Source organism: Pedobacter cryoconitis (assembly GCF_003259615.1).
Classification (GTDB): Bacteria; Bacteroidota; Bacteroidia; order Sphingobacteriales; family Sphingobacteriaceae; genus Pedobacter; species Pedobacter cryoconitis.
The window spans coordinates 83,684-106,774 of record NZ_QLLR01000018.1; the positions used below are offsets into that span (position 1 = coordinate 83,684).

The following is a 23,091-nucleotide window of genomic DNA, read 5'->3' on the forward strand; positions in this document are numbered from 1 at the left end:
TGTGGGTTGTTAATCTATGATAGAGGAACAATTGCAGGCCTTAAATGGTTTTGAAAAAAAACTATATGATACAATAGAGACATATAATTGTCGTTTAATACTCAGAATTGAGGCTCTTATATATTATTCGTATAATTGCCTAATTAATCATTCACAAGAACGTTAATGCAAAAATTATATATACCGTTATTATTTGGTCTTATCCTGAACGTATCAGCAGTTAAGGCTAATAAGCTAAGAGACTCCGTAGGTGTTGAGAATCTGAATGGCAAAAAACTTATTTTACACCAGGTTGCTGCTAAAGACACTTATTACTCCCTTGGGAGAAGATATAATGTAAGCCCGAAGGAAATCATCGCTTACAATGAAAATAAATTCCTCTCTATCGGAGTTTTAATTAAAGTACCAACAAATGTCCCTTTCTCAGGGCCTGCTGCAGTTCCTGCTGTAAAAACAGCAGCCATTAAACATGCAGAACCTGCTAAACAGGCTGTTGTAGTAAATAAGCCAGCAGAAACGACTCCTGATCAGGGAAACTCAGAATTTACAGAACACGCAGTTCAGCCCAAAGAAAACTTAATGATGCTGGCCAGACAATATGGTACAACAGTAGCAGATATTAAACGGATCAATGACCTGAAGACGATTAACCTTAAAATTGGTCAGATTCTAAAAATGCCTGTAAAAGCCGGAGCAGAAGAAACAACATCCTCAACTCCGTTACAAGAAGCACCGGTACAAACTGTTCAGACAAAACCAGTAGTAACGCCTGCACATCCAACACCTGCGCCGACACCAGTTCCGGCTCAGGAGAAAAAACCTGAAATTGTAAAAAAATCAGAAATCCCTGTTGTTAAATCTGAACCTGCTAAGCCAGTAAATCAAGGCACTCCAGACAAAAATCAGTTTGTTGAACATACGGTTGCATCTAATGAAACGATGTATTCTATTGCAACCAGGTACAACCTGACCCTTGATCAGTTAAAAGCTAAAAACAATTTAACGACCAACTCACTTTACGTGGGTCAGAAACTGCTGATAAACGGACAGTATCCAGTTAAAAATGAGCGCACTAGCGACTCAGACCCGAAAGATGTTGATACTATAGAATCCGTTAAAAACCCTTCATTAAGATTACCGGCCAGCCGTTATGGACTGAGTCAAATGGATGAAAAAGGAGCTGGAGTCTGGATCATGGATAAAGATTTAGACTCTTCAAAAATGCTGGTACTTCACCGTACTGCACCTATAGGAACTATCATGAAAATCACCAATCCGATGAGCAACAGATCTACGTTTGCAAAGGTTGTTGGTAAATTTACTGAGAATGAGTCCACAAAAGATGTTATTATTGTAGTCACAAAAGCGGTAGCCGATGCGTTGGGCGCATTGGATAAAAGGTTTTTGTGCAATTTAACGTACAGTGGACAAGCGAATGAACAATAATAAACCCTATATAATAGGTGTTGCTGGAGGTAGTGGTTCAGGAAAAACATTCTTTTTAAAATGTTTTCTCCACCATTTCAGTACAGAGGAAGTATGTTTAATCTCACAGGATGATTATTACAAACCAATTGGTGAACAAAAGGTAGATGAGAACGGATGGGTCAATTTTGACCTGCCGGAGGGAATAGATGACACCAAATTATTGGATGATTTAAAATTGCTTATTGATGGTCAGTCAATTTCAAGAAAAGAATATACTTTCAATATTAATGAAGAAAGCGCACGTTTAATGAATATAACGAGTGCGCCGATAATAATTGTAGAAGGTTTATTTGTATTTCATTACCCGGAACTATCTCAGTTATTCGATCTGAAGATATTCATGGACGCAGATGAAGAAATCACACTTAACCGCAGAATCTCAAGAGACGAGATAGAACGTGGTTATACCCGTGATATGATTATGTACCAATGGGTTAACCACGTTATGCCTGCTTACAAACAATTTCTGCTTCCTTATAAGGAATCTTGTCAGAAAATTATCATTAACAATAAACATGTGGCGGAAGATATTATCGCCACTTCTAAAGAAATATCAGACGAATTAAAAGAAACTATACTGAGCTCACAGCGATCAGTTTAGATCCATTTCTTTCACATCTGCCTCAGCGAATAACTTTCCTGAGGTAGATTGTTTAATAAAGTCAACACTCACCCCCGGTGCTCTTTCAATTAATCTGAAACCACCTTCCGGTAAAATATCAAGTACCGCTAATTCTGTAACTACTTTCCGGATACAATTTACACCAGTTAATGGCAAAGTGCATTTTGGCAATAACTTACTCTCTCCTGCTTTATTGATATGCTGCATGGCTACAATAATATTTTTTGCTGAAGCGACTAAATCCATTGCACCACCCATTCCTTTCACCATTTTCCCCGGAATTTTCCAGTTGGCAATATCCCCGTTCTCAGAAACTTCCATTGCCCCTAATATAGTCAGGTCAATTTTCTGACTTCTGATCATACCAAAGCTCATTGCTGAGTCGAAAATTGAAGAACCAGGCAAAGTAGTAATTGTTTGTTTTCCAGCGTTAATCATATCAGCATCTTCTTCTCCTTCAAAAGGAAAAGGGCCCATACCCAGCAAACCATTTTCGGATTGCAGCACAACATTAATTCCATCAGGGATATAATTTGCTACCAGTGTAGGAATACCAATCCCTAAATTCACATAATAACCATCTTTTAATTCTTTGGCGATACGTCTCGCAATTCCGTTCTTATCTAACATAAATATTTGATTGGTTAATTACGTGGTCTTACTGTGCGCTGCTCTATTCTTTTCTCGTAACCTGAACCCTGGAAAATACGGTGTACATAAACGCCAGGAGTATGGATATGGTCAGGATCAAGCTCACCTGGCTCTACCAGCTCTTCTACTTCAGCAATTGTAATTTTACCTGCCATAGCCATGACCGGGTTAAAATTGCGGCTTGTAGAGCGGAAAACAAGGTTTCCTGCAGTATCACCTTTCCATGCTTTTACGATCGCAAAATCTGCGTCAAAAGCATATTCCATCAGGTAATCCTTTCCATTAAAATTTCTGGTTTCTTTACCTTCCGCTACTTCAGTACCTACACCAGCAGGGGTATAAATTACGGGCATCCCATAACCAGCTGCCATGCAGCGGGTCGCTAATGTACCCTGAGGGATCAGTTCGACTTCTAATTCTCCACTCAGCAACTGGCGCTCAAATTCTGCGTTCTCTCCTACATAAGAAGAAACCATTTTCTTTACCTGGCGGGTTTTCAGCAGCAGGCCAATTCCGAAATCATCCACACCTGCATTGTTAGAAATACAAGTCAGCTCTTTCACGCCTTTTTTCACTAATGCAGCAATACACTTCTCAGGAATACCACATAGTCCGAAACCTCCAAGCATAATCGTTTGTCCGTCTATAATATCGCGGATTGCTTCATCGGCATCCGCTACTCTCTTATTGATCATATATTTGGTTTGGTCGCTAAATTATAGATAAAAACCACCCCGGCAAAATATTAATATTTTTTATTACACGGATCTGTTTGCAAACAATTCTGTAAAATAGTTTAGAAACAAAATATTCTGAATGAAATATCTTAAATGACTAACGTGCAGAGATTTCTATAATCTGGTCATTTGTCCCATTGCTGGTTCCGATATAGACTTTGCCATCCGGCGACTGGCAAATAGCCCTCAGCCTGCCGAACTGATTTTGTAAAAAATCCTTTGCCAGGGTAATTTTAGTACCACTTTCATCCAGTTTCAACTGTAATAAACGTGATCCTTTAAGCGATACAACCAATAAAGAATTTTTCCACTGTGGGATATAGTCTGAATTATAATAAGTTAAACCCGATGGTGCAATAGTAGGTGTCCAGGTCATCATCGGCTCAATAACATTATTAAGCGCACAAAATGTCTTTTCCTCTGCCCTATCACATAATCCTTCTACATTTGGCCAGCCATAATTTCTGCCCTTTTGAATCATATTAATCTCATCATCATTATCGGGACCATGTTCAGATGAATACAATTTATTGTTTGCCATCACTAACCCCTGCGGATTCCGGTGGCCATAACTCCATAAGGGATTATTGGGTAAAGGATTATCTGGAGGAATAGAGCCATCCAGATTTATTCTTAAAATCTTACCAGATAAACTATTGGTATTTTGGGCTTGTGCAGCCACACTGGCATCCCCTGTGGTCACTAATAGCTTAAGATCGGGAGTAATGAGTAACCTGGAGCCATTGTGAATGGAGGAAGCAGGAATTTGATCCAATAAAACTAATGGAGCACTTAATACTCCATTGTTAAAAGTAAAACGAACCACTTTTCCTTTATAATTATTTCCCGAACCGTAATCATAAACTACATATAAATAAGGATTGGTACTGAACTGCGGATGTAATGCCATGCCGAGTAAGCCGCCCTCCCCCTGACTCGTTACCTCAGTAATCGTATGGACTAAAGTAATTACGCCATTCAGCGGATTTAACCGGCTGATTTTCCCGGCCCTTTCGGTGAACCAGATAAAATTATCTGGTCCATATATCATTTCCCACGGGAATTTTAAAGATTGAGTGAGTACTTCTGTTTTTATATCGGCATCCGGCAAAATATCCGGGCTATCATTGTTTTTGCTTTTCTCACAAGCTGATAGCAAAAACAAAAAAAAGATTGAAGTAAAGATTGTTTTCATAACCGGTTGTTTACTGATTAAACAATCCAGAATGAATTATGTTTAATTAATTGAAATACACATAAGTTATACCATCGCCGCCTCTATCCGCATGCTCATCTTCTACCCTGTTAACCTGGCTGTATTTGCGCAGATATTCCCTGATTAATTTCCGAAGAATACCGTCTCCTTTTCCATGAATCAGTTTAATAAAAGGAAAGCCCAGCATGATTGATTTATCCAGGTACTTCTCAACTTCCTGAATTGCATTTTCGCCGCGCATTCCACGCAGATCCAGTTCAGCAGTAAAATTTCCAATCGCTTCAGACATTCTTCCGGAGAAAGAATTGCTCTGGACAACTTTCTTAGCCTGTTTATTGCTGATTTTCTGTACCCTGTCCTTTTTTACAACAGAACGAAGATCACCTAGTGCCAGCACTAAATTACCACGGTTAATTTCCATTACCTGCCCCATTGTTTCCGTATTATTCAGCTGTACCCAATCTCCAACTTCAATAGCAGTAGTAGAGATCACGACCTTCTCAGGCTTCTTCTCTTCTTTAACCTGATGCTGAACTAAACTCTTTTGCAGATCCTGTCTTAACTGTTTAGTTACTTCTTTATCAGCCTGATTCTCTTTGATACCAGCAATTGTATTTTCTACCAGCTTATTGGCATTTTTAATAATCGTCTGTGCTTCAAGCTTGGCCTCTTTAATCAATATTTTCCTGTTTTCTTCCAGAAACTGCTGTAACTCCTCGTTTTCTTTAACCAGGTTCTTTACTTTATTCTGCTGAAGGGATAACTGAATTTTAGTATCATAAATCTGTTTTTTCTCTCTTTCCAGATCTACCAGTAAGCTGTCAATTCTATTTTGATTTGTTCCTGTCTTTTCTCTTGCCAATATCAGTACCTCTTTCTGCAGGCCAATATTCTGTGCAATTTCAAAAGCATAAGAACTTCCGGGTTTACCTATTTCCAGTACATATAAAGGCTTCATCTTGTCATTGTCAAACAACATAGAAGCATTTTCCAGTCCCGGAGTATTTCCAGCAAATAATTTAAGATTTGAATAGTGAGTAGTCATTACCCCTCTTACTTTTTTGTTATTCAGTACTTCCAGTACAGCTTCGGCCATTGGCCCCCCAAACTGAGGATCTGTTCCAGTACCAAACTCATCAATCATCACCAATGATTTAGGCGTAGCATGGGCAACGAAATAACGCATTTTGGTTAAATGCGCACTGTAAGTACTCAAATCACTTTCTATACTTTGATCATCACCAATATCAGCAAAGATATTATCAAATATGCCTACCTCACTTGACTCATGCGCAGGAATCAGCAGCCCAGATTGCAGCATCAGCTGTAAAAGCCCTACTGTTTTCATACAAACTGATTTACCCCCCGCATTTGGCCCTGAAACCAATACGATCCTTAAATTTTCGTTCATATGAATATTAAGAGGCACTACTGTTTTCTTATCTTCTTTAAATGATAAGTATAACAAAGGATGTCTCGCATTGATCAGTTTAATACGTGGCTCAGCCACCAGTACAGGCATATCTGCCTCTACCTCAATTGCAAATAAAGCTTTAGCCCTTACAAAATCCAGTTTCGTCAGGAAACCATGATAAGAAAGCAATAACGGCGTAAACGGTCTTAAATCATCGGTAAGGGCAATTAAAATACGGATGATTTCGCGCCTTTTATCAAATTCAAGATCTCTTATTTTATTATTCAGCGTGAATACCACTTCAGGCTCCATATACACGGTCTGTCCACTCGCAGACTCATCATGAATGAAACCTTTTAGCTTACGTTTATTCTCAGCCAGAATAGGAATACACATTCTTCCATCACGGATCGTTAAACTTCCGTCTGCTACCCAGTTGCTGGCTACTGCCTGCTTATAAATAACATCCATCCGCTTACGGACTTCCTGTTCCCCTTTAGCAATATCCCCAATGATTTCCTGCAATTTAGAAGAAGCATTCGGTTTGATTTTCCCTTTAGGATCAAGGACAACTTCTATTTTCCGAAGGATGTTTTTTTCCACTGGCAAATGCTCAAATAAAGCTTCCAGATTAGGATAAACATCTTTTCTTTCCTCAAAGAAACGTAATACTGAAAAAACAGTTTGTAAAGAGAGGTAGATTTGGAATAACTCTTCCTCCATCAGGTAACTACCTTCTACCCTGACCTTTTCGGCCAATGATTTAATATCAAAAAAGGTACTGATCTGTAATGGCTCCTGGTTTTCCAGGATATTTTTAAACTCTTTAGTCTGTCTTAAAAACTTATTAATCTGATCAAATTTATTCATCACCTGCATTTTGCTGACCATATACTGTCCCATCGGACTCAGGCAATGCTTTAAGATGAGTTGTCTGACTTCACTGAAGCCAAGTCTATCTAAACAATTATCGGGATATATCATTTCTATTTATTCTTTTTAGCCGCACTGGCATCGCTCTCCTTTTTCAGGGCCGCCGCCTCATCTGTACGCACTTTTAATTTTTTAGCCTCTTCCTTTTTCACCTTCTTCAATTCAATTACCCTGGTAAGACTATCTTTCTTTAATTTTCTGGCAACATCGGCCTTAGTCTTTTTAAGCAGTATCTCTGCCTTAGCCAGACTATCCTTTTTAGCAGCTGCTGCTCTGATTACCCGCTTGGGGTCAGCTTTATCCAGGCTGTCTTTTTTTGCCTTTTCAATAGCTGCAAGCTTCTTTAAACGTTTCGCATTGATTTTATCTTCCTTCTCTTTTAACTTCTTTAATTTTCCAGTAATTTTTTCATACATCACATTCAGAACCTCAGGATGATCATAATAGTAATTCATACTTTTAGTATAAATCACAGAATCTATCCCAAACTTCTTATAAATGCCTTTGTAATAAGCCGCACTGGTACTTTTCGCCGAATCTGCACTGGCAATAGTTGAAATATATCCGTCCACCATGTGGATGTCATATAAAACCTCCCCCATTTTTTCTGGCTGAACAATATCAGAAGGGATACCCGGCTTACATCCTCCTACGCCGATTAACAGCAGGCAAATGCACAATAAATTTTTCATTGTTTATAAAACATTATTTTTTCCGTAGCTATTTAAGCTAAGGTTGTTAATTTTACCAAAAATACTGATAAATGAGCATAGCAGATAACTTATTAAAATATAAAACGGAATTAGAAGGGGAAAATGTCGAATTAATCGCCGTATCAAAATTCAATGATGCAGCAGCAGTTTTAGAGGCATACCATGCAGGACAGCGTATTTTCGGGGAAAACATCGTTCAGGAATTAGTTGAAAAGCAAGAAGCCCTGCCTAAAGATATTGAATGGCACCTGATTGGACACCTTCAAACTAATAAAGTTAAATATATCGCTCCTTTCATCCAATTGATCCAATCTGTTGACAGCATAAAATTACTGGCAGAAATTAATAAACAAGCGGCAAAAAATAACAGAGTAATTGACTGTTTGCTGCAAGTTTATATTGCTGATGAGGATACTAAATTTGGACTGGATCATGCAGAAACGATTGAACTCTTAAGATCAGAAGAATACCTTGCCATGAAAAATATCCGGATCACTGGTTTAATGGGTATTGCGACAAACAATGCAGTTGAAAAACAAACTAAAGATGAATTCCAGGAACTGAAAGTATTTTTTGATGGTATTAAAACCAGTTTTTTCAGAAAAGAAGATTCATTCAAGGAATTATCCATGGGAATGTCTGGAGATTACAAACTGGCAATCGAAGAAGGCAGTACCATGGTTAGAATAGGAAGCAGTATTTTTGGTGTAAGAAAAATCAAACATTATAAAGCATAAGCTAATGGATATTCAACTCAGGTTCGCAGTAAAAGAAGATTGCCCGCGTTTACTGGAGCTAATTAATGAATTGGCAGTTTATGAAAAAGCACCGGAAGAAGTTACAGTTACCTTAGCTGAATTTGAGGATGCCGGATTCGGGGCACAGCCTGTCTGGAAAGCTTTTGTAGCAGAAGATGCGACAGGAATTCTGGGTTTTGCACTCTATTATACCAGGTACTCAACCTGGAAAGGCTGCCGTTTATACCTGGAAGATTTCATCGTTACAGAAAGTCAGAGAGGAAAAGGACTAGGAAAAATCCTTTTTGAAAGAGTAATGCAGGAGGCCAGGGATAAAAATTATAACGGCATGACCTGGCAGGTGCTGGACTGGAACGAGCCCGCTATCAATTTCTATAATAAATATAATACTCAGATTGAGACAGGATGGTTAAATGCGTCTTTTAATAAAGACCAGCTTTAAAAACAATTTCAAATAAAAAATGCAGGTATTTAAATTCGGGGGAGCTTCTGTCGTGAATGCAGAAGCAGTAAAGAATCTTGTTGCTATTATTCAGCAGGCTGAAAAAGAAAATTTACTGATCGTAGTTTCTGCGATGGGAAAAATGACCAATAAACTAGAGCTGCTTTCCAATGCTTATATCCACGGACAAGAAAACACACATCAATTACTCGATGAAGTCAAAGCTTATCATTTCAATATCCTAAATGAGCTGTTTGATAACCATAGTCATCCCGTATTTAATGATGTCGCTAATACCTTTGTAGAAATCGAATGGTTATTAGAAGAAGAAGCAAGTGACGCACCAGATTATATTTATGATCAGATCGTCTCTATCGGTGAAGTAGTTTCTACCAAAATTGTAGCTGCTTACCTCAATGAAAGCAATATTTATGCAGTCTGGGCAGATGCCAGAAACTTCATTAAAACTGACAATACTTATCGCGAAGGACAAGTAGACTGGGATAAAACAGAAATAGAAGTCCAACGTAACCTTGTTCCATTATTGAAGAAAAGCATTGTAGTTACCCAGGGATTTATTGGCGGTACCAGTGAAAACTTTACCACTACATTAGGCAGAGAAGGATCAGATTATTCAGCAGCCATTTTCTGTGCCTGTCTGAATGCGACGGCACTTACGATCTGGAAAGATGTACCCGGGGTATTAAATGCAGATCCTAAATGGTTTGATGAAACAGAACGCATTCCTCAGCTTTCCTATCATGATGCCATTGAACTTACTTATTACGGTGCAACAGTGATCCACCCGAAAACTATCAAACCTCTTCAAAATAAGAATATCCCTTTGTATGTAAAATCATTTCTTCATCCAACCAGTGAAGGAACAGTAATTAACGGCATTAACAGTGAACTGCCGGTGCCCTCCTTCATTTTCAAAGTGAACCAGGTGCTGATTTCTATCTTACCAAAGGATTTCTCTTTCATTATTGAAGAAAATCTGAGTGATATATTCAGCCTGTTTCATAAACACAAGGTAAAAGTAAATACAATGCTCAATTCAGCATTGAGCTTCTCTGTAAGCGTAGATCACGAAGAAGAAAAGATAAACAACCTGATTCAGGATTTATCAATCTTGTATAAAGTAAAATATAACGAAGGACTAGAGCTGGTAACTATTCGTTACTATAACCAGGATACGATCAATAGAGTGACCCTCCACAAAGATATTTTGCTGGAAGTAAAAAGCCGTCATACCTGCCAGATTGTAATGAAAGACAAATCAACTATTGAATAAGCGACTTACAGAACAGACCGTTCAGGATTATATCCATGACAATTTAAACGCAGATGTGCATAAAATTGCCCTGGCCAAAAGCCCTTTTCCAGAGGTTACGGGAAAAGAACTGGCCAATCAGATTGCGTCCAGAAAAAAGTCATTCCGTAAATTGCCAACCTGGTTTAATACCGATTACATTTACTACCCGCCCTTGTTATCAGTAGAACAATGTTCTTCAGAAATTACCGCTGCTTATAAAGCTGGTTTAGCCACAGGAAGTTCAATAATTGATCTGACAGGTGGTTATGGTGTAGATAGTTATTACTTCTCCCAAAAACTAAAATCCGTTACCCACTGTGAAATCAATGAAGAACTCTCTGCGATTGCCAGTTATAACGGAGTTTTACTAAAGCAGGAAAACGTACAGTTTATTTCCGGGGATGGCCTGGAGTTCTTAAAAACTACCACTCAGGAATTTGATTGCGTTTATATTGATCCTGCCAGAAGAAGCAGTTCCGGAAAAGTCTTTATGCTCAAAGACTGTACACCAGATATTGTAGAAAATCTCAGCCTGTTATTATCAAAAGTAAAACGAATACTTCTTAAAACTGCCCCCTTGTTAGATCTCAGCGCAGGATTAAAAGAACTGGATCATGTGGCTGAAATACATATTGTGAGCGTTAAAAACGAATGCAAAGAATTGATCTGGGTGATTGAAAGAGATTTTGAAGGTTCCCCGGGTATTATTTGCAGCACTTTAAACACTACCCAAAAGCAGTTCAGATTTACTCAAGGTGAAGAAGGAACAACTGCTATTACAGGCGCTGTTATTCCAGGACAATATTTATATGAACCTGATGTAGCACTTTTAAAAAGCGGTGCTTTCAATTTGATTGCAGAAAGGTATCAGCTGCAAAAATTTCATCACCAAACTCAGCTTTATACTTCTGCTGTTGTTCATCCGGAGTTTCCGGGAAGGATATTTCAGGTTAACGAAGTGATTTCTGCAGCAAAAATAAAAAAGGAAAAAAATCTGGTTGGAAATGTAATTGTCAGAAACTATCCCGACAAGGCAGCTACCCTGGTTGATAAATATCATATTAAACCTGATGATACAGCGTTCATCATTTTTACACAAAGTAGTACTGCAGGTAAAATTATTATTAAAAGTACAATTCTACAGCACTACTAATACGTAAAAAGCCTCCCGTAATAAACTACCCAAATAAGTGTCTTACTTTTTAGCGGCAGTCCATCACAGGAGGCTTCAATTATTTAGCAGCAAGACTAAATTTATATCTTTTTTACGTTTATCGCTTGTAAGCCCTTCTTCCCTTCAGTAATATCAAACTCAACATTATCATTTTCCTGAAGACTCTCAATACCGCCTATAACGTCTTTGAAATGGACAAAAATATCCTTGTTTCCTTCGTAAATTAAAAATCCATAGCCTTTCTGCGTATTAAACCATTTTACTTTTCCCGTACTCATAGTATTTAAGTATAAAAATTAATATTTCTTTAAATTATCAATTATATCAAACTTAAAGAAAAGCAACAAGTTTTAAAAATTATTTATTTGGTTGTGGAGTAGTTCTTAAATAAGGTTTAATCACCTGATGTCCCTTCGGAAACTTAGCAGGAATATCTTCTGTTTTAATACTATTCATCACGACAACATCATCCCCATCTTTCCAATCTGCAGGCGTAGCCACACTATATTTAGCTGTCAGCTGCAATGAATCAATAACTCTCAATACTTCTGTAAAATTCCTGCCTGTTGAAGCCGGGTAAGTCAGCATTAACTTCACCTTTTTATCAGGAGAAATCACGAATAGTGAACGTACTGTTAAGGTTTCAGAAGCATTCGGATGGATCATATCATACAGATCAGCGATCTTTTTATCCTCATCTGCTATAATTGGAAACTCAACATTGGTATCCTGCGTTTCATTAATGTCCTGTATCCAGCCCTTGTGTGATTCTACAGAGTCCACACTTAGCGCAATCACCTTCACATCTCTTTTCTCAAATTCTCCTTTAAGCGAAGCAGTACGCCCCAATTCTGTTGTACATACCGGAGTATAATCAGCAGGATGTGAAAAAATCACTCCCCAGCTATCGCCAAGAAACTCATAAAAATCTATATCACCAATTGATGTTTTAGCTTTAAAATTTGGAGCGGTATCTCCTATTCTGATACTCATAATCTTATTATTTTTTGATTTTAAATCGAACAATTATATCTGTCTGCAAACACTACTAATATAGTAGTATATTATTAATAATCTCCAACATTTATATTTAATGATGTCAATCAAACAATGTGGGTTGAAATGATATTCCCGGAATATTAAGCCCTAACTGCTCATTAAACACCTTTACAGTATGCGCAGCTAAAAGAGGTGTATCTAGTTCATCATGCTGGTGCAGGAAAAAGTAAACCTTCTGCAGCCCTTTCTCCTGCCATAACTTAAGCCTTGCCCCCCACTCCTCAATCCTATCGAAATCACTCTTTTTGTGTGCACTGCCATTTCCTATAAACCTGATAAATACTTCAGGAATAGTTACCTCCATATGTACCAGATCTCTTCTTCCACTTACATCCGTAATTACAGCTCCCTTTTTTGTAGCTGTAAAGAGTTCAAAAACCTCTTTCCTGATTACCGGATCAGCAAACCACTGTTCATGCCTCAGTTCAACAAAAATCCTTGGTTCTGTGGGAAGAAATTTAAGATAATCTGATAAAACTGGCAAATTTTTCACACTAAAGCTTTCACTTAGCTGTAAAAAGCAAGTCCCTAATGTATCCCCGAATTCAGCAACTGCTTTCAAATATTCAGCCGTACTCTGCTCTGATCCTATCAATCTTTGATCATGACTGATAATTTTGGGAAATTTAGGGCAAAATAAGAAATCACCAGGCGCATTATCTGAAACTTTTTTCCTCCATTTACGCACAGACTCTACAGCAGGAATCTGGTAGTAAGCCGCATTTAATTCTATCGCATTAAAATGTTTTGCATATTGATCCAGAAAATCTGCTTCTTTAGTTTTGGGCGGATAAATTAATCCTACCCATTCCTTCCGGCCCCATTTTGCACATCCTATAAAGACTTCAGCCTTACCAGGCCGGCCATTTAAGACTTTCAAAGTCTGCTGTCCATCCTCAGGCAATGTAAAATCTATCTCCTTAACCTGGTCTGAAGTTACTTTTCCAAATTCCATAAAATTGGCTTTAAAAACAAAACCCCGAAACAAGCATTATGTTTCGGGGTTTTTCAAAAAAGCATTTCGCCTAATTATATACTTTGATCATATAGACATAGTTTTCAATCTTATCTATTTGTTTAGTTCTGTTTAAGCCCTGCAAAGGATTCTTTTTAGCAAAGACTACCTTCTTGCCCAATGAATCCTGAGGGATGGCATTTAAAGCCTCCAGAATGTATTTAGACTTGATGGCGAATGTTGCACCATCTACTTGGTTTTCTTTCGCAGTAATCACACCGATAATATTACCATAGTTATCTAATAATGGACCACCGCTATTTCCAGGGTTGATTGGAATAGAAACCTGGTATTGTGTAGTATCACCTACATGACCTGTTTTTGAGCTGATATAACCTTCACCCAATACTGCATCATCCTTTGGATAACCCAGCGTATATACATTCTCCCCCATTCCGATACTATTTTTCTTCAACTTATAAGGAATAGCAGAAAGTGGTGTAAATGACTCATCAATAATTTTCAGGATTGCAATATCATACTGCGGATCACGGTAAACTACCTTAACCTTGTAAGAATCACCTTTATTATTTTGTACATATACTGAATCTGCATCCCTTACAACATGGTAATTCGTACATAAATATCCATTGGCAGTTAAAGCAAACCCTGTTCCACCAAATTGAGCTGACCGGACATGTCCTTTTTCAGTCTTAGGACTTGAATTGATTGTTCTTACCAGTTTATTCTGACTGTTTTTGATATTGGTAATCTCTCTGCGCATCACTTCATAACTACCGTTTTGCAAGGTATTATGCTGTATAGAATAAATAGAGAATATAGTTAACAGGATGAATGAAGCAGCAATGGCCATCGCAGATTTATTTTTGCGCCACATATTGATAATAAATGAAGGATGCGGTCTAAGCTCCTCGCTCAGTGCAGCTACATCTATTCCGGCATGAGCTCTGTCCATCTGCTCTTTCAAAGAAAGGACTTTACCATATTGCTTTATTGCATCCATAAAAACTTTATGTGCAACCACTTTATGATCAATTACAGGATCATTGGCACGCAACTTATCAAAAGCTTCTGCTTCTGCGGCTGTAAGTTTACCCCTGAGGTAATCTTCAATGATAGCATCTAATTCTATGTCGTTCCTCATACCGTACTTAAGATTGAAAAAATAATTTCTTTAATCTCTGCAAACATTTATATTTCTGAGTTTTGGCATTATCCGTATTGGTATAGCCAAATTTCTCACATATGTCCTGCATGGAGAGATTATTTATATAAAAATCCTGAATAATAGTTTTACAAGGTTCCCCCAGGTTTTCTAACGCTGATCCCATCTTCTCGAATTGAAGATCCTTCTCTTCATGATATTCTAAATCAACCTCTACTGACACTACATCCTCAAAATCAGAAACATTATTTGTTTTTTTGCTTTGCTGTGCAAGCTTTTTTAACCAAATACGTCTGCAAACTGAATATATATAGGTCTTAAGTTTACTGCTTAACTCAAAATCTCCGCTCTTAATTTTATTATATAAAATAATAATTGCTTCCTGATACACATCTTTCGCATCGTCCTCGTCGCCGTTATTATTTATAATAAACTGCAATATCATCGGAAAATACCCGACATATAGCTTATTAAGTGCATCTTCCGAGTTATTTAGTATCCCTAAAACTACCTCTCTATCTGTTGGAACTGAATCGCTTAACTTGTTACTCACCAATTAATACATTTATACGTGAATGGTAACCCAATATTAGACAAAAAAATTATTTAAATCTTTTTTTAAAATAGTGGGTTACCTTTTGACGATTGTGGTATTAATCTGTAAAATTAATTAATTATTTTAAATAGAATTCAAATGAAAAACTTATTCAAATTCGGCTTTTTAGCTTTAGCAATCTCTTTATCAGTAGCAGCATGTAACTCAGAAAAAAAAGCTGGTGCAACTGATACAGCAGTAACTGATTCTTCAGTTGTTACTACTGACGTTGATACTACTGTTAAAGATTCAACAGTTAAAGATACAGCGGTTAAAACTACTACTACTGAAGTTAAACCAGCTGCTGAAGCTAAAAAATAAGCTAGATAAAATCTACAGAAAGGCTTTGGTTCTCCAAAGCCTTTTTTTTGTGCCTATAGGTTTGAGTAAAATGCTACCTTTGCATTTGTAAAAATATCCCTATACATGAATTTATCTCCTCTTCAAGCTATATCACCAGTTGATGGTCGTTATAGAAACACCACACAAAACCTGGCTAAATATTTTTCGGAATCGGCTTTAATCAAATATAGAGTATACGTTGAAATTGAATATTTCATCGCTTTATGTGAAACTGGTTTAACAGGATTAAGCCATTTTGATAAAACAAATTACAGCAAACTCCGCAGTATATTCGAACAGTTTAGTGATGAAAATGCGCAGGAAGTAAAAGACACAGAAAAAATCACCAATCATGATGTCAAAGCTGTTGAATATTTTATCAAAAAAAGATTTGATGATTTAGGTCTTGGAGATTTTAAAGAGTTCATCCACTTCGGGCTGACTTCTCAGGATATTAATAATACAGCAATCCCTTATACCTTTAAGCTTGCGCTTGAGCAAGAATACTATCCGAACATCCAATTACTGATTGTGAAACTTCAGGAATTGGCTGCAGAATGGAAAGATATTCCTTTATTAGCACACACACACGGTCAGCCAGCATCCCCTACTAAACTTGGTAAAGAATTTCTGGTATTTGCAGAACGTTTGGAAATTCAATTGAACAGTCTTAAAAACATACCTCATAGTGCAAAATTTGGTGGTGCGACAGGAAACTTCAATGCACATCATATAGCCTATCCTGGAATTAACTGGGTAGATTTTTCTAACCATTTCGTCAATACCATATTAACCTTAAGCCGTGCACAACACACCACTCAAATTGAGCATTATGACCAGTTTGCAGCGCAATGTGATGCTTTAAAAAGAATTAATACCATTATTATTGACCTGGACAGAGACATCTGGGCCTATATTTCTAAAAACTACTTCAAGCAAAAAATTAAAGAAGGAGAAGTTGGTTCTTCGGCAATGCCACATAAAGTAAATCCGATTGACTTCGAAAATGCAGAAGGAAATGCCGGACTGGCGAATGCCTTATTTGAATTTTTTGCTGCAAAACTACCAATTTCACGTTTACAAAGAGACTTAACAGACTCTACAGTATTAAGAAACGTAGGTGTACCGGTGGCACATACGCTGATTTCTATTTCTTCTACTTTAAAAGGGCTGAACAAGCTTTTATTAAACAATGAAGTTATTGCTGCAGATCTTGAAAATAACTGGGCAGTAGTTGCTGAAGCGATCCAAACCGTATTGAGGCGAGAAGCTTATCCTAACCCTTATGAAGCCTTAAAAGATCTGACACGTACTAACCAGAAGATTACTGCACATACTATGGCAGCATTTATCGATGGCCTTCAAATTGATGAGGATTTAAAACAAGAACTGAAGCAGATTACCCCATTTAATTATACTGGCGTATTTTAGATAAAATCATATTTTAACCTACCTTGATACAGGATAATATATAATGACCTAAAACAGACATCGATATCTGTAATTGAATTGCGAATTATTTATTTTTGTAAGAAAAAAGAGACAATGACTATTAACGTATATACAGAACAAACCCCGAATCCTGCCACCATGAAGTTTATGGTTAATAAACTTCTGATTAATGGCAGCGAGGACTTCGCTACAAAAGAAAGTGCTGAGCACTCTCCTTTTGCAAAAGAATTATTCAAGTTTAATTTTGTTAATGGTGTATTTTTCGCAAGTAATTTCGTTACCATTACAAAAACTGAAGATGCTGAATGGCCTGATATTGAGCCTATCTTAAAAGAGTTTGTTAAAGGTGCTGTAGAATCAGAATATAAAATCAAAGAAGTTACTACAGAAGAAGCGCCTGCATTTGAAGGATCTGACCTGGAAGTAAAAATTCAGCAGATATTACATGATTACGTTCGTCCTGCTGTTGAACAGGATGGTGGTGCAATCAGCTATAAATCATTTGAAGAAGGCGTAGTTACTGTTGAACTTCGCGGTTCATGCAGCGGATGTCCTTCCTCTACCATTACTTTAAAATCTGGTATCCAGAATTTATTGCAGCGTATGGTCCCTGAAGTAAAAGAAGTTGTTTCCAACGCTTTATAACTCAACCATCTCTGTATAAAAAAAAGGGTCTGTGAATAATTCACAGACCCTTTTTTTTATACATTTAACTTTCAAAATGCCGCTGTATAGCCTCCAGCATTTCTATATCTACCAAACCATTGGTGGCCAGAATCTCCCTGCGTTCGATGAACTCGTCACCTCCCCCGAAATTCATCACCTTTCCGCCAGCCTGCTGAACAAGATATGCACCACCAGCCACATCATAAGAATTCAGGTTATATTCAAAAAAAGCATCAAATCTGCCACAAGCTACATAAGCCAGATCTACCGCAGCCGAGCCTATTCTTCTTAAACCATGTGTCTTTTGCATTAACTCTGCCAGTAAGGTCATATACTGAGCCTGTTTATCAAACTCATAATAAGGAAACCCCGTAGCCAGTAAAGAATCTGCCAGACTATTCCGCTGAGAAACCCGGATAGGCTTATGGTTCAGATAAGCAGGTGCACCTTTGTAACTATGGAACATTTCTCCCCTGTTGATCTCATAAACAATCCCTAAAACAGGCTTATCCTCTTCATATAAAGCAATGCTAATAGAATAAGTTGGTACGCCATGAATAAAGTTTGTCGTACCATCCAGCGGATCTATAATCCAGTTATATGTTTTTCCTTTCGTATTGATCGTTTGTTCTTCCGTTGTAAAACCAGCATCCGGTATTAATTGATCAAGATTTTCGACGATGATCTCTTCAGCAGTTTTATCTACGTAAGAAACCAGGTCATTTAATCCTTTGAATTCAATTGCCTCCGCATCAAACCGCATCGATTCCTTCCGTATAAAATTGCCAGCCAACCGCGCAATAGCGATAACTTGTGAACTCAGTAATTCGTAATTCAAATTGTAAAATTTAGCTTGTGTGTGTATTTTTATTCTTTATCGAGAACATTACCAATAACAAGCCACCGATAAACAGGAGAGAAGAAATCAACTCTGCCTGCGTAAAAGAAATACCTGCAACATGATACTTTGAATTGACACGGATCAGTTCGACAAAAAATCGTTCCAGTCCGTTCATCATGAGATAAATTCCGAACATCATGCCCGGAAGCTTAATCTGGTGACGGATACGCCAAAGAATAAGAAATAAGATAAAACATACAATCACCTCATAAATAGGCGTAGGATATACAGGAAGAGGTAATACGTTACAAAACTTGCCAACGCAGCCTGGAATAGGTACACCTTCCATCGCCACATTATTTGGGTAAGTATAAGCCCATAACCAATCAGGTAACCAGCTAAAAGGCTTAGGGTTCATATTCACAATACCCCAATCCCCATCACCAGACATATGACAACCAATTCTGCCGACACTGTAAGCCAGCATCATTCCAGGTCCGCCAACATCCAGCATATGTAAAGGCTTGATGCCGTTTTTCTTTGCTATATATAACACAGCCGCACCACCGCAGATTAATCCGCCGTAAAATGTTAAGCCGCTAAAAGACAATAGTCCACCTATAGGGTCCTGGATAAAAGTATCCCAATGTTCCAGATTATCAAATATTTTTGCACCCAGAAAACCCCATACCGCAGCCCATACGATCATATTCCCCATTAACTCATAAGCATGTTCCGTAACTTCTACTTTTTTAGGCTGAGCAAGTTTGAATTTATTTTTTTCTTTATAATCCCAGTAGGCAAATAATCCTGCGAAAAATAGTCCGCCAAGAATGTTTCCTTTCAGTGATAATAATACGGTTTGTGCATCACTGACAAATAAACGATAGTTTAATAAAGCATAAACCAGTTTATAGCCAATCAGAAAACCAAAAATACAATTAGAGATTAATTCTGTAGTTGTTGCAGGCTGACCGACGGTGATAATCCTTTTTACAGGATGCAGTAATCCTAAAGCTTCTTTTCTTTTCAGCTCCTGCGTAAATGTCCAGTAACCCGCAATAAAAGCCAGGGCAACAAATACACCGAAAGTATTAAAAGGCAATGGAACCTGAACACCGAAAAGATATTCTATAAAATGTGAAACCGTAGGAAACATACGCGTATATTTTTTTACGCGAATATAAGATTAATGTGCTAAAACTTGCTCAGTTTCCATAACTTCTACCTCACCGTCAGCAGTTAATTCCATTAGTTTGACCATTTTAATTTCATTAACCATTACAGGGTCATATTTAGCTTTCACCTTAACGTAGTTCTTGGTAAAACCGTGCATGAAACCATTTTTCTGGTCATCTTCAAATAAAACTTCTCCAACAGTTCCGATTTGTGACTGGTAAAAAGCCCGGCGTTTCTTATCAGATAAGATATGCAGCATTTTACTTCTGTCAGCACGTGTACTTCCGGCAACAGCTCCAGCCATTTCAGCAGCCTCAGTCTGTTCACGTTCTGAGTACGTAAAAACATGCAGGTAAGAAATATCAAGTTCGTTCAGGAATTGATAAGTGTCTAAGAAATCTTCTTTAGTTTCTCCGGGGAACCCTACAATAACATCCACCCCAATACAGCAGTTAGGAATTAACGCTTTAATCGTTGCCACACGTTCCGTGTATAAATCTCTGCGGTAACGTCTTTTCATCAGTCCCAGGATCTTATCAGAACCAGATTGCAATGGAATATGGAAATGTGGTACAAATCTTTTAGAAGCAGCGACAAAGCTGATAATTTCATTACTTAATAAATTAGGCTCAATAGAAGAGATCCGGATTCTCTCGATTCCTTCAACCTCATCCAAAGCCTTTACCAAATCAAAGAACTTATCCTCACGTTGTCCATCGCGGATACCGAAATCACCAAGATTTACCCCGGTCAATACGATTTCCTTTACGCCGCTCTCTGCAATTTGTCTGGCACGGTTAACCACATTTTCAATGGTATCACTCCTGCTGCCACCTCTTGCAAGCGGGATTGTACAATACGTACAAGGATAATCACAACCATCCTGAACTTTCAGAAAAGTACGTGTTCTGTCTCCTATAGAATAGGCAGCTATAAAATTATGATTAACTTTTTCAATGTTTTGCTGATGAATCACAGCTTTTGGCAATTTGGTCAGGTCTGAGATATATTCTACAATACGGAATTTCTCTGCCGCACCCAATACCATATCCACACCTTCAATTTCAGCAATTTCAACAGGTTTCAACTGTGCATAACAACCTACAATAGTAATATAAGCGTTTGGTGCATATTTAAGAGCTTCCTTCACTACCTTACGGCACTTTTTATCCGCATGCTCAGTTACAGAGCAGGTATTGATGACATATACATCAGCAGCGTCTGTAAAATCTACTACAGCATAACCTGCATCAGTAAAAAGACGGCCGATAGTTGAAGTTTCCGAAAAATTTAATTTGCAACCCAGTGTATAAAATGCTACTTTTTTCATTGAAATATATTGTTATGACGCTAACAAACACTATACATAAGCGTATAATGCTGAATATATCAGCGTTCATTTGAGCTGCAAAGATAAGTTTTTAGATTAATGTTTGTATAACCCCAAACATTTGTTCATTGTCAAATTATGCAGGTAGGTTATCTTTATACTACTCCTGCTGATTTTCATTCCACCTGTAACTATCCTGTTCTAATCCCGCAAGGTCTATCACCCTGCTTACGACAGTTTGTGCTGCTTCCTCGATCGTTGTTGGGATACTATAATAAGATGGGCTGGCCGGGCAGATAATACCTCCTGCTTCAGTAACTGTTTTCATATTATTAATATGGATCAGACTAAAAGGCGTATCTCTGACTACAGCGATTAATTTTCTGCGTTCTTTTAAAATAACGTCAGCAGCTCTTGAAATTAAATCATTGGATATGCCATGGGCGATTCTGCCTAAAGTCCCCATAGAACAAGGAATAATGATCATTGTATCAAATTTTGCAGATCCGGAAGCAAAAGGAGCATTAAAATCCATTTTTGGATAAAAGGTAAAAGGATACTGGTCATAATCACTATTGCCTAATTCAAAACGCCAGACCTCTTTTGCGTTATCAGACATGACCACACCTACCGTTTCGATCTGGTCAGCTAACTGCTGCAAATTATTCAATAAGAGTTTGGCATATACAGAACCGCTGGCTCCGGTGATCGCGACGATGATTTTCTTCTTTTTCATAGCGGTGGTAAAGATACAGAACCTATAGAAACAAAAAAGGGCCGAAAATAAATTTCCGGCCCTACATCTACCTATGAAAAACATACCCTCGAAAGGGTAAGCTCAAATGTAATATTCTTTTCTAACAAAAAGAAAATTTTAACACTTTTTAAGTATTTATGATACAATGATGTTAATTGTACCTTTTACACTATGATAAACCCATTTATTTTTTCTGAAGGTAAGACTTAAAACCTCCGGATTTGAGCGATCTGATCTAAAAAACACGATACCAGACATCAAAAAAATCTCAAAGAAGTCATTTATCTACCCTCACAGCCTCAGATCCAACATATATTTTAAAAACTTATTAAAATTTAAATTACTGTCTATGAATAGTTTAAAAAATAATTCAGATTTTAGTTCAGAATAATTTGCTAACGTTATTATAATTCGTACTTTTGTCAAACTGAAAAACACGGTGGTTTTAGCTCAGTTGGTTAGAGCATCGGTTTGTGGTACCGAGGGTCGTGGGTTCGAGCCCCATATTCCACCCATTATAAAATCAGTATAAAAGCAGTCTTTCGGGACTGCTTTTTTTTTGCCGGAATTTTTAACCCCGTCAGCAGTTCCTAAAGAAACAGGGGATCAATGCCAAAACAGGCAATTAATAAAATGCCATCACTATTATTTTCTCCATGAAACCTTCTTAAATGAAGGCTCTTGCCCCCATTTACATTTTCTTTTGTAATTTAGTCCCCTACACGAATTAAACACTATAACCCTGTTTATAGTAATTACAAAAGCATAATGATTGAAATTTACACGGACGGTGCAGCAAGCGGAAATCCAGGGCCAGGAGGATACGGCGTAATATTACGTTCAGGTAGTCATTACAAAGAATTAAGCGGAGGCTTTCGTATGACGACCAATAACAGGATGGAACTACTTGCCGTTATCGAAGGACTTAATGCCATCAAACAACCAGGCGCAAAGGTCACCATTTATTCAGACTCTAAATACGTTGTAGATTCCGTAGAAAAGAAATGGGTATTTGGCTGGGTTAAAAAAGGATTCAAGGATAAAAAGAATAAAGATCTCTGGATTCGTTACCTCGCAGTCCATAAATTACATGACATTAAATTCATCTGGATCAAAGGACACAACGATCATCCTGAAAACGAAAGATGTGACGTATTAGCCGTTGCAGCTTCCAAAGACAGAGCAGCACAGCAAATCGATACAGAATTCGAAGCAGAAAGAAATAAAGCAACCTTATTGTAAACAAAAAAGCGGGACAGATTAAAT

At 37.6% G+C, this 23,091-nt stretch carries 24 protein-coding genes and 1 tRNA gene; 11 read left to right on the forward strand and 14 right to left on the reverse strand.

The window, feature by feature from the left end; genetic code table 11:
- Positions 1-165: 165 nt before the first annotated feature.
- Together LY11_RS16670 and LY11_RS16675 are read left to right on the forward strand one after the other, a co-directional pair.
- On the forward strand, positions 166-1,446 hold the full coding sequence (locus tag LY11_RS16670; RefSeq protein ID WP_111634784.1) for a DPBB and LysM peptidoglycan-binding domain-containing protein: 1,281 nt from the start codon (positions 166-168) through the stop codon (positions 1,444-1,446).
- On the forward strand, positions 1,436-2,089 hold the full coding sequence (locus LY11_RS16675) for a uridine kinase family protein (RefSeq protein WP_111634785.1): 654 nt from the start codon (positions 1,436-1,438) through the stop codon (positions 2,087-2,089). The genes LY11_RS16670 and LY11_RS16675 overlap by 11 nt, the downstream gene beginning before the upstream one ends.
- Here the strand turns inward: LY11_RS16675 and LY11_RS16680 are convergent.
- From LY11_RS16680 to LY11_RS16700, 5 genes are all read right to left on the reverse strand, one after another.
- A complete protein-coding gene (locus LY11_RS16680) occupies positions 2,081-2,740 on the reverse strand; it encodes a CoA transferase subunit B (RefSeq protein WP_111634786.1) in 660 nt (219 codons plus the stop codon). The genes LY11_RS16675 and LY11_RS16680 overlap by 9 nt on opposite strands.
- Positions 2,741-2,754: 14 nt before the next feature.
- Positions 2,755-3,456 carry a CoA transferase subunit A gene (locus tag LY11_RS16685; RefSeq protein WP_111634787.1) on the reverse strand — a complete coding sequence of 234 codons (702 nt, stop codon included), beginning with the start codon at positions 3,454-3,456 and terminating at the stop codon, positions 2,755-2,757.
- A 139-nt stretch (positions 3,457-3,595) separates the two neighbouring features.
- On the reverse strand, positions 3,596-4,693 hold the full coding sequence (locus tag LY11_RS16690) for a PQQ-dependent sugar dehydrogenase (protein ID WP_111634788.1): 1,098 nt from the start codon (positions 4,691-4,693) through the stop codon (positions 3,596-3,598).
- Positions 4,694-4,739: 46 nt separating this feature from the next.
- Positions 4,740-7,112 carry an endonuclease MutS2 gene (locus LY11_RS16695; protein WP_111634789.1) on the reverse strand — a complete coding sequence of 791 codons (2,373 nt, stop codon included), beginning with the start codon at positions 7,110-7,112 and terminating at the stop codon, positions 4,740-4,742.
- A gap of 2 nt (positions 7,113-7,114) precedes the next feature.
- Positions 7,115-7,753, reverse strand: a complete 639-nt coding sequence (locus tag LY11_RS16700) for a DUF4296 domain-containing protein (RefSeq protein WP_111634790.1) — start codon at positions 7,751-7,753, stop codon at positions 7,115-7,117.
- A 71-nt stretch (positions 7,754-7,824) separates the two neighbouring features.
- On the opposite strand from LY11_RS16700, the gene LY11_RS16705 reads away from it, so the two are divergent.
- The 4 genes from LY11_RS16705 to LY11_RS16720 are packed head-to-tail and all read left to right on the forward strand — an operon-like array spanning position 7,825 to position 11,442.
- A complete protein-coding gene (locus tag LY11_RS16705) occupies positions 7,825-8,511 on the forward strand; it encodes a YggS family pyridoxal phosphate-dependent enzyme (RefSeq protein WP_111634791.1) in 687 nt (228 codons plus the stop codon).
- Between the two features lie 4 nt (positions 8,512-8,515).
- On the forward strand, positions 8,516-8,974 hold the full coding sequence (locus LY11_RS16710) for a GNAT family N-acetyltransferase (RefSeq protein ID WP_111634792.1): 459 nt from the start codon (positions 8,516-8,518) through the stop codon (positions 8,972-8,974).
- A 19-nt stretch (positions 8,975-8,993) separates the two neighbouring features.
- Complete coding sequence (locus tag LY11_RS16715) at positions 8,994-10,268, forward strand: aspartate kinase (RefSeq protein ID WP_111634793.1); 1,275 nt, start codon at positions 8,994-8,996, stop codon at positions 10,266-10,268.
- Positions 10,261-11,442 carry a class I SAM-dependent methyltransferase gene (locus LY11_RS16720; RefSeq protein WP_111634794.1) on the forward strand — a complete coding sequence of 394 codons (1,182 nt, stop codon included), beginning with the start codon at positions 10,261-10,263 and terminating at the stop codon, positions 11,440-11,442. The genes LY11_RS16715 and LY11_RS16720 overlap by 8 nt, the downstream gene beginning before the upstream one ends.
- Positions 11,443-11,543: 101 nt before the next feature.
- On the opposite strand, the gene LY11_RS16725 is transcribed toward LY11_RS16720, so the two are convergent.
- The 5 genes from LY11_RS16725 to LY11_RS16745 form a co-directional block, all read right to left on the reverse strand.
- Entirely contained in the window at positions 11,544-11,741 is a 198-nt protein-coding gene (locus tag LY11_RS16725; RefSeq protein WP_068395614.1) for a cold-shock protein, read from the reverse strand.
- Between the two features lie 79 nt (positions 11,742-11,820).
- A complete protein-coding gene (locus tag LY11_RS16730) occupies positions 11,821-12,456 on the reverse strand; it encodes a peroxiredoxin (protein ID WP_111634795.1) in 636 nt (211 codons plus the stop codon).
- A gap of 106 nt (positions 12,457-12,562) precedes the next feature.
- Entirely contained in the window at positions 12,563-13,477 is a 915-nt protein-coding gene (locus LY11_RS16735; protein ID WP_111634796.1) for a DUF72 domain-containing protein, read from the reverse strand.
- Positions 13,478-13,547: 70 nt separating this feature from the next.
- The gene (locus LY11_RS16740; protein ID WP_111634797.1) at positions 13,548-14,642 is read right to left on the reverse strand and encodes a S1C family serine protease; all 1,095 of its coding nucleotides are present in this window, start codon (positions 14,640-14,642) and stop codon (positions 13,548-13,550) included.
- Positions 14,643-14,649: 7 nt separating this feature from the next.
- The gene (locus LY11_RS16745; RefSeq protein ID WP_068395606.1) at positions 14,650-15,216 is read right to left on the reverse strand and encodes an RNA polymerase sigma factor; all 567 of its coding nucleotides are present in this window, start codon (positions 15,214-15,216) and stop codon (positions 14,650-14,652) included.
- 141 nt (positions 15,217-15,357) lie between these two features.
- On the opposite strand from LY11_RS16745, the gene LY11_RS16750 reads away from it, so the two are divergent.
- The 3 genes from LY11_RS16750 to LY11_RS16760 all read left to right on the forward strand — a co-directional run bounded on the left by LY11_RS16750 (position 15,358) and on the right by LY11_RS16760 (position 17,697).
- Positions 15,358-15,579, forward strand: a complete 222-nt coding sequence (locus LY11_RS16750) for a hypothetical protein (protein WP_111634798.1) — start codon at positions 15,358-15,360, stop codon at positions 15,577-15,579.
- A 105-nt stretch (positions 15,580-15,684) separates the two neighbouring features.
- Positions 15,685-17,031, forward strand: a complete 1,347-nt coding sequence (gene purB / locus LY11_RS16755; protein WP_111634799.1) for an adenylosuccinate lyase — start codon at positions 15,685-15,687, stop codon at positions 17,029-17,031.
- A gap of 114 nt (positions 17,032-17,145) precedes the next feature.
- A complete protein-coding gene (locus tag LY11_RS16760) occupies positions 17,146-17,697 on the forward strand; it encodes a NifU family protein (protein WP_111634800.1) in 552 nt (183 codons plus the stop codon).
- Positions 17,698-17,761: 64 nt separating this feature from the next.
- Here LY11_RS16760 and LY11_RS16765 read toward each other — a convergent pair whose 3' ends face one another.
- The 4 genes from LY11_RS16765 to LY11_RS16780 form a co-directional block, all read right to left on the reverse strand.
- Positions 17,762-18,556 carry an inositol monophosphatase family protein gene (locus LY11_RS16765; RefSeq protein WP_111634801.1) on the reverse strand — a complete coding sequence of 265 codons (795 nt, stop codon included), beginning with the start codon at positions 18,554-18,556 and terminating at the stop codon, positions 17,762-17,764.
- 10 nt (positions 18,557-18,566) lie between these two features.
- Positions 18,567-19,718 carry a prolipoprotein diacylglyceryl transferase gene (locus tag LY11_RS16770; RefSeq protein ID WP_111634802.1) on the reverse strand — a complete coding sequence of 384 codons (1,152 nt, stop codon included), beginning with the start codon at positions 19,716-19,718 and terminating at the stop codon, positions 18,567-18,569.
- A gap of 30 nt (positions 19,719-19,748) precedes the next feature.
- A complete protein-coding gene (gene mtaB, locus LY11_RS16775; RefSeq protein ID WP_111634803.1) occupies positions 19,749-21,068 on the reverse strand; it encodes a tRNA (N(6)-L-threonylcarbamoyladenosine(37)-C(2))-methylthiotransferase MtaB in 1,320 nt (439 codons plus the stop codon).
- Between the two features lie 160 nt (positions 21,069-21,228).
- Positions 21,229-21,804, reverse strand: a complete 576-nt coding sequence (locus LY11_RS16780) for a UbiX family flavin prenyltransferase (RefSeq protein ID WP_111634804.1) — start codon at positions 21,802-21,804, stop codon at positions 21,229-21,231.
- 459 nt (positions 21,805-22,263) lie between these two features.
- On the opposite strand from LY11_RS16780, the gene LY11_RS16785 reads away from it, so the two are divergent.
- Both LY11_RS16785 and rnhA read left to right on the forward strand, forming a co-directional pair.
- A tRNA-His gene (locus LY11_RS16785) sits at positions 22,264-22,339 on the forward strand.
- A 254-nt stretch (positions 22,340-22,593) separates the two neighbouring features.
- Complete coding sequence (gene rnhA / locus LY11_RS16790) at positions 22,594-23,067, forward strand: ribonuclease HI (protein WP_111634805.1); 474 nt, start codon at positions 22,594-22,596, stop codon at positions 23,065-23,067.
- Positions 23,068-23,091 lie beyond the last annotated feature (24 nt).

What these genes read in the sequence shown, in the direction of transcription:
- LY11_RS16760 (WP_111634800.1), top strand. Translation starts at nt 17,146, where the DNA reads ATGACTATTAACGTATATACAGAACAAACCCCGAATCCTGCCACCATG.
- LY11_RS16680 (WP_111634786.1), bottom strand. Translation starts at nt 2,740, where the DNA reads ATGTTAGATAAGAACGGAATTGCGAGACGTATCGCCAAAGAATTAAAA.
- LY11_RS16705 (WP_111634791.1), top strand. Translation starts at nt 7,825, where the DNA reads ATGAGCATAGCAGATAACTTATTAAAATATAAAACGGAATTAGAAGGG.
- LY11_RS16715 (WP_111634793.1), top strand. Translation starts at nt 8,994, where the DNA reads ATGCAGGTATTTAAATTCGGGGGAGCTTCTGTCGTGAATGCAGAAGCA.
- LY11_RS16690 (WP_111634788.1), bottom strand. Translation starts at nt 4,693, where the DNA reads ATGAAAACAATCTTTACTTCAATCTTTTTTTTGTTTTTGCTATCAGCT.
- LY11_RS16675 (WP_111634785.1), top strand. Translation starts at nt 1,436, where the DNA reads ATGAACAATAATAAACCCTATATAATAGGTGTTGCTGGAGGTAGTGGT.
- LY11_RS16685 (WP_111634787.1), bottom strand. Translation starts at nt 3,456, where the DNA reads ATGATCAATAAGAGAGTAGCGGATGCCGATGAAGCAATCCGCGATATT.
- LY11_RS16735 (WP_111634796.1), bottom strand. Translation starts at nt 13,477, where the DNA reads ATGGAATTTGGAAAAGTAACTTCAGACCAGGTTAAGGAGATAGATTTT.
- LY11_RS16710 (WP_111634792.1), top strand. Translation starts at nt 8,516, where the DNA reads ATGGATATTCAACTCAGGTTCGCAGTAAAAGAAGATTGCCCGCGTTTA.
- purB (WP_111634799.1), top strand. Translation starts at nt 15,685, where the DNA reads ATGAATTTATCTCCTCTTCAAGCTATATCACCAGTTGATGGTCGTTAT.
- LY11_RS16770 (WP_111634802.1), bottom strand. Translation starts at nt 19,718, where the DNA reads ATGTTTCCTACGGTTTCACATTTTATAGAATATCTTTTCGGTGTTCAG.
- LY11_RS16725 (WP_068395614.1), bottom strand. Translation starts at nt 11,741, where the DNA reads ATGAGTACGGGAAAAGTAAAATGGTTTAATACGCAGAAAGGCTATGGA.
- LY11_RS16730 (WP_111634795.1), bottom strand. Translation starts at nt 12,456, where the DNA reads ATGAGTATCAGAATAGGAGATACCGCTCCAAATTTTAAAGCTAAAACA.
- rnhA (WP_111634805.1), top strand. Translation starts at nt 22,594, where the DNA reads ATGATTGAAATTTACACGGACGGTGCAGCAAGCGGAAATCCAGGGCCA.
- LY11_RS16780 (WP_111634804.1), bottom strand. Translation starts at nt 21,804, where the DNA reads ATGAAAAAGAAGAAAATCATCGTCGCGATCACCGGAGCCAGCGGTTCT.
- LY11_RS16750 (WP_111634798.1), top strand. Translation starts at nt 15,358, where the DNA reads ATGAAAAACTTATTCAAATTCGGCTTTTTAGCTTTAGCAATCTCTTTA.
- LY11_RS16670 (WP_111634784.1), top strand. Translation starts at nt 166, where the DNA reads ATGCAAAAATTATATATACCGTTATTATTTGGTCTTATCCTGAACGTA.
- LY11_RS16740 (WP_111634797.1), bottom strand. Translation starts at nt 14,642, where the DNA reads ATGAGGAACGACATAGAATTAGATGCTATCATTGAAGATTACCTCAGG.
- LY11_RS16695 (WP_111634789.1), bottom strand. Translation starts at nt 7,112, where the DNA reads ATGATATATCCCGATAATTGTTTAGATAGACTTGGCTTCAGTGAAGTC.
- mtaB (WP_111634803.1), bottom strand. Translation starts at nt 21,068, where the DNA reads ATGAAAAAAGTAGCATTTTATACACTGGGTTGCAAATTAAATTTTTCG.
- LY11_RS16700 (WP_111634790.1), bottom strand. Translation starts at nt 7,753, where the DNA reads ATGAAAAATTTATTGTGCATTTGCCTGCTGTTAATCGGCGTAGGAGGA.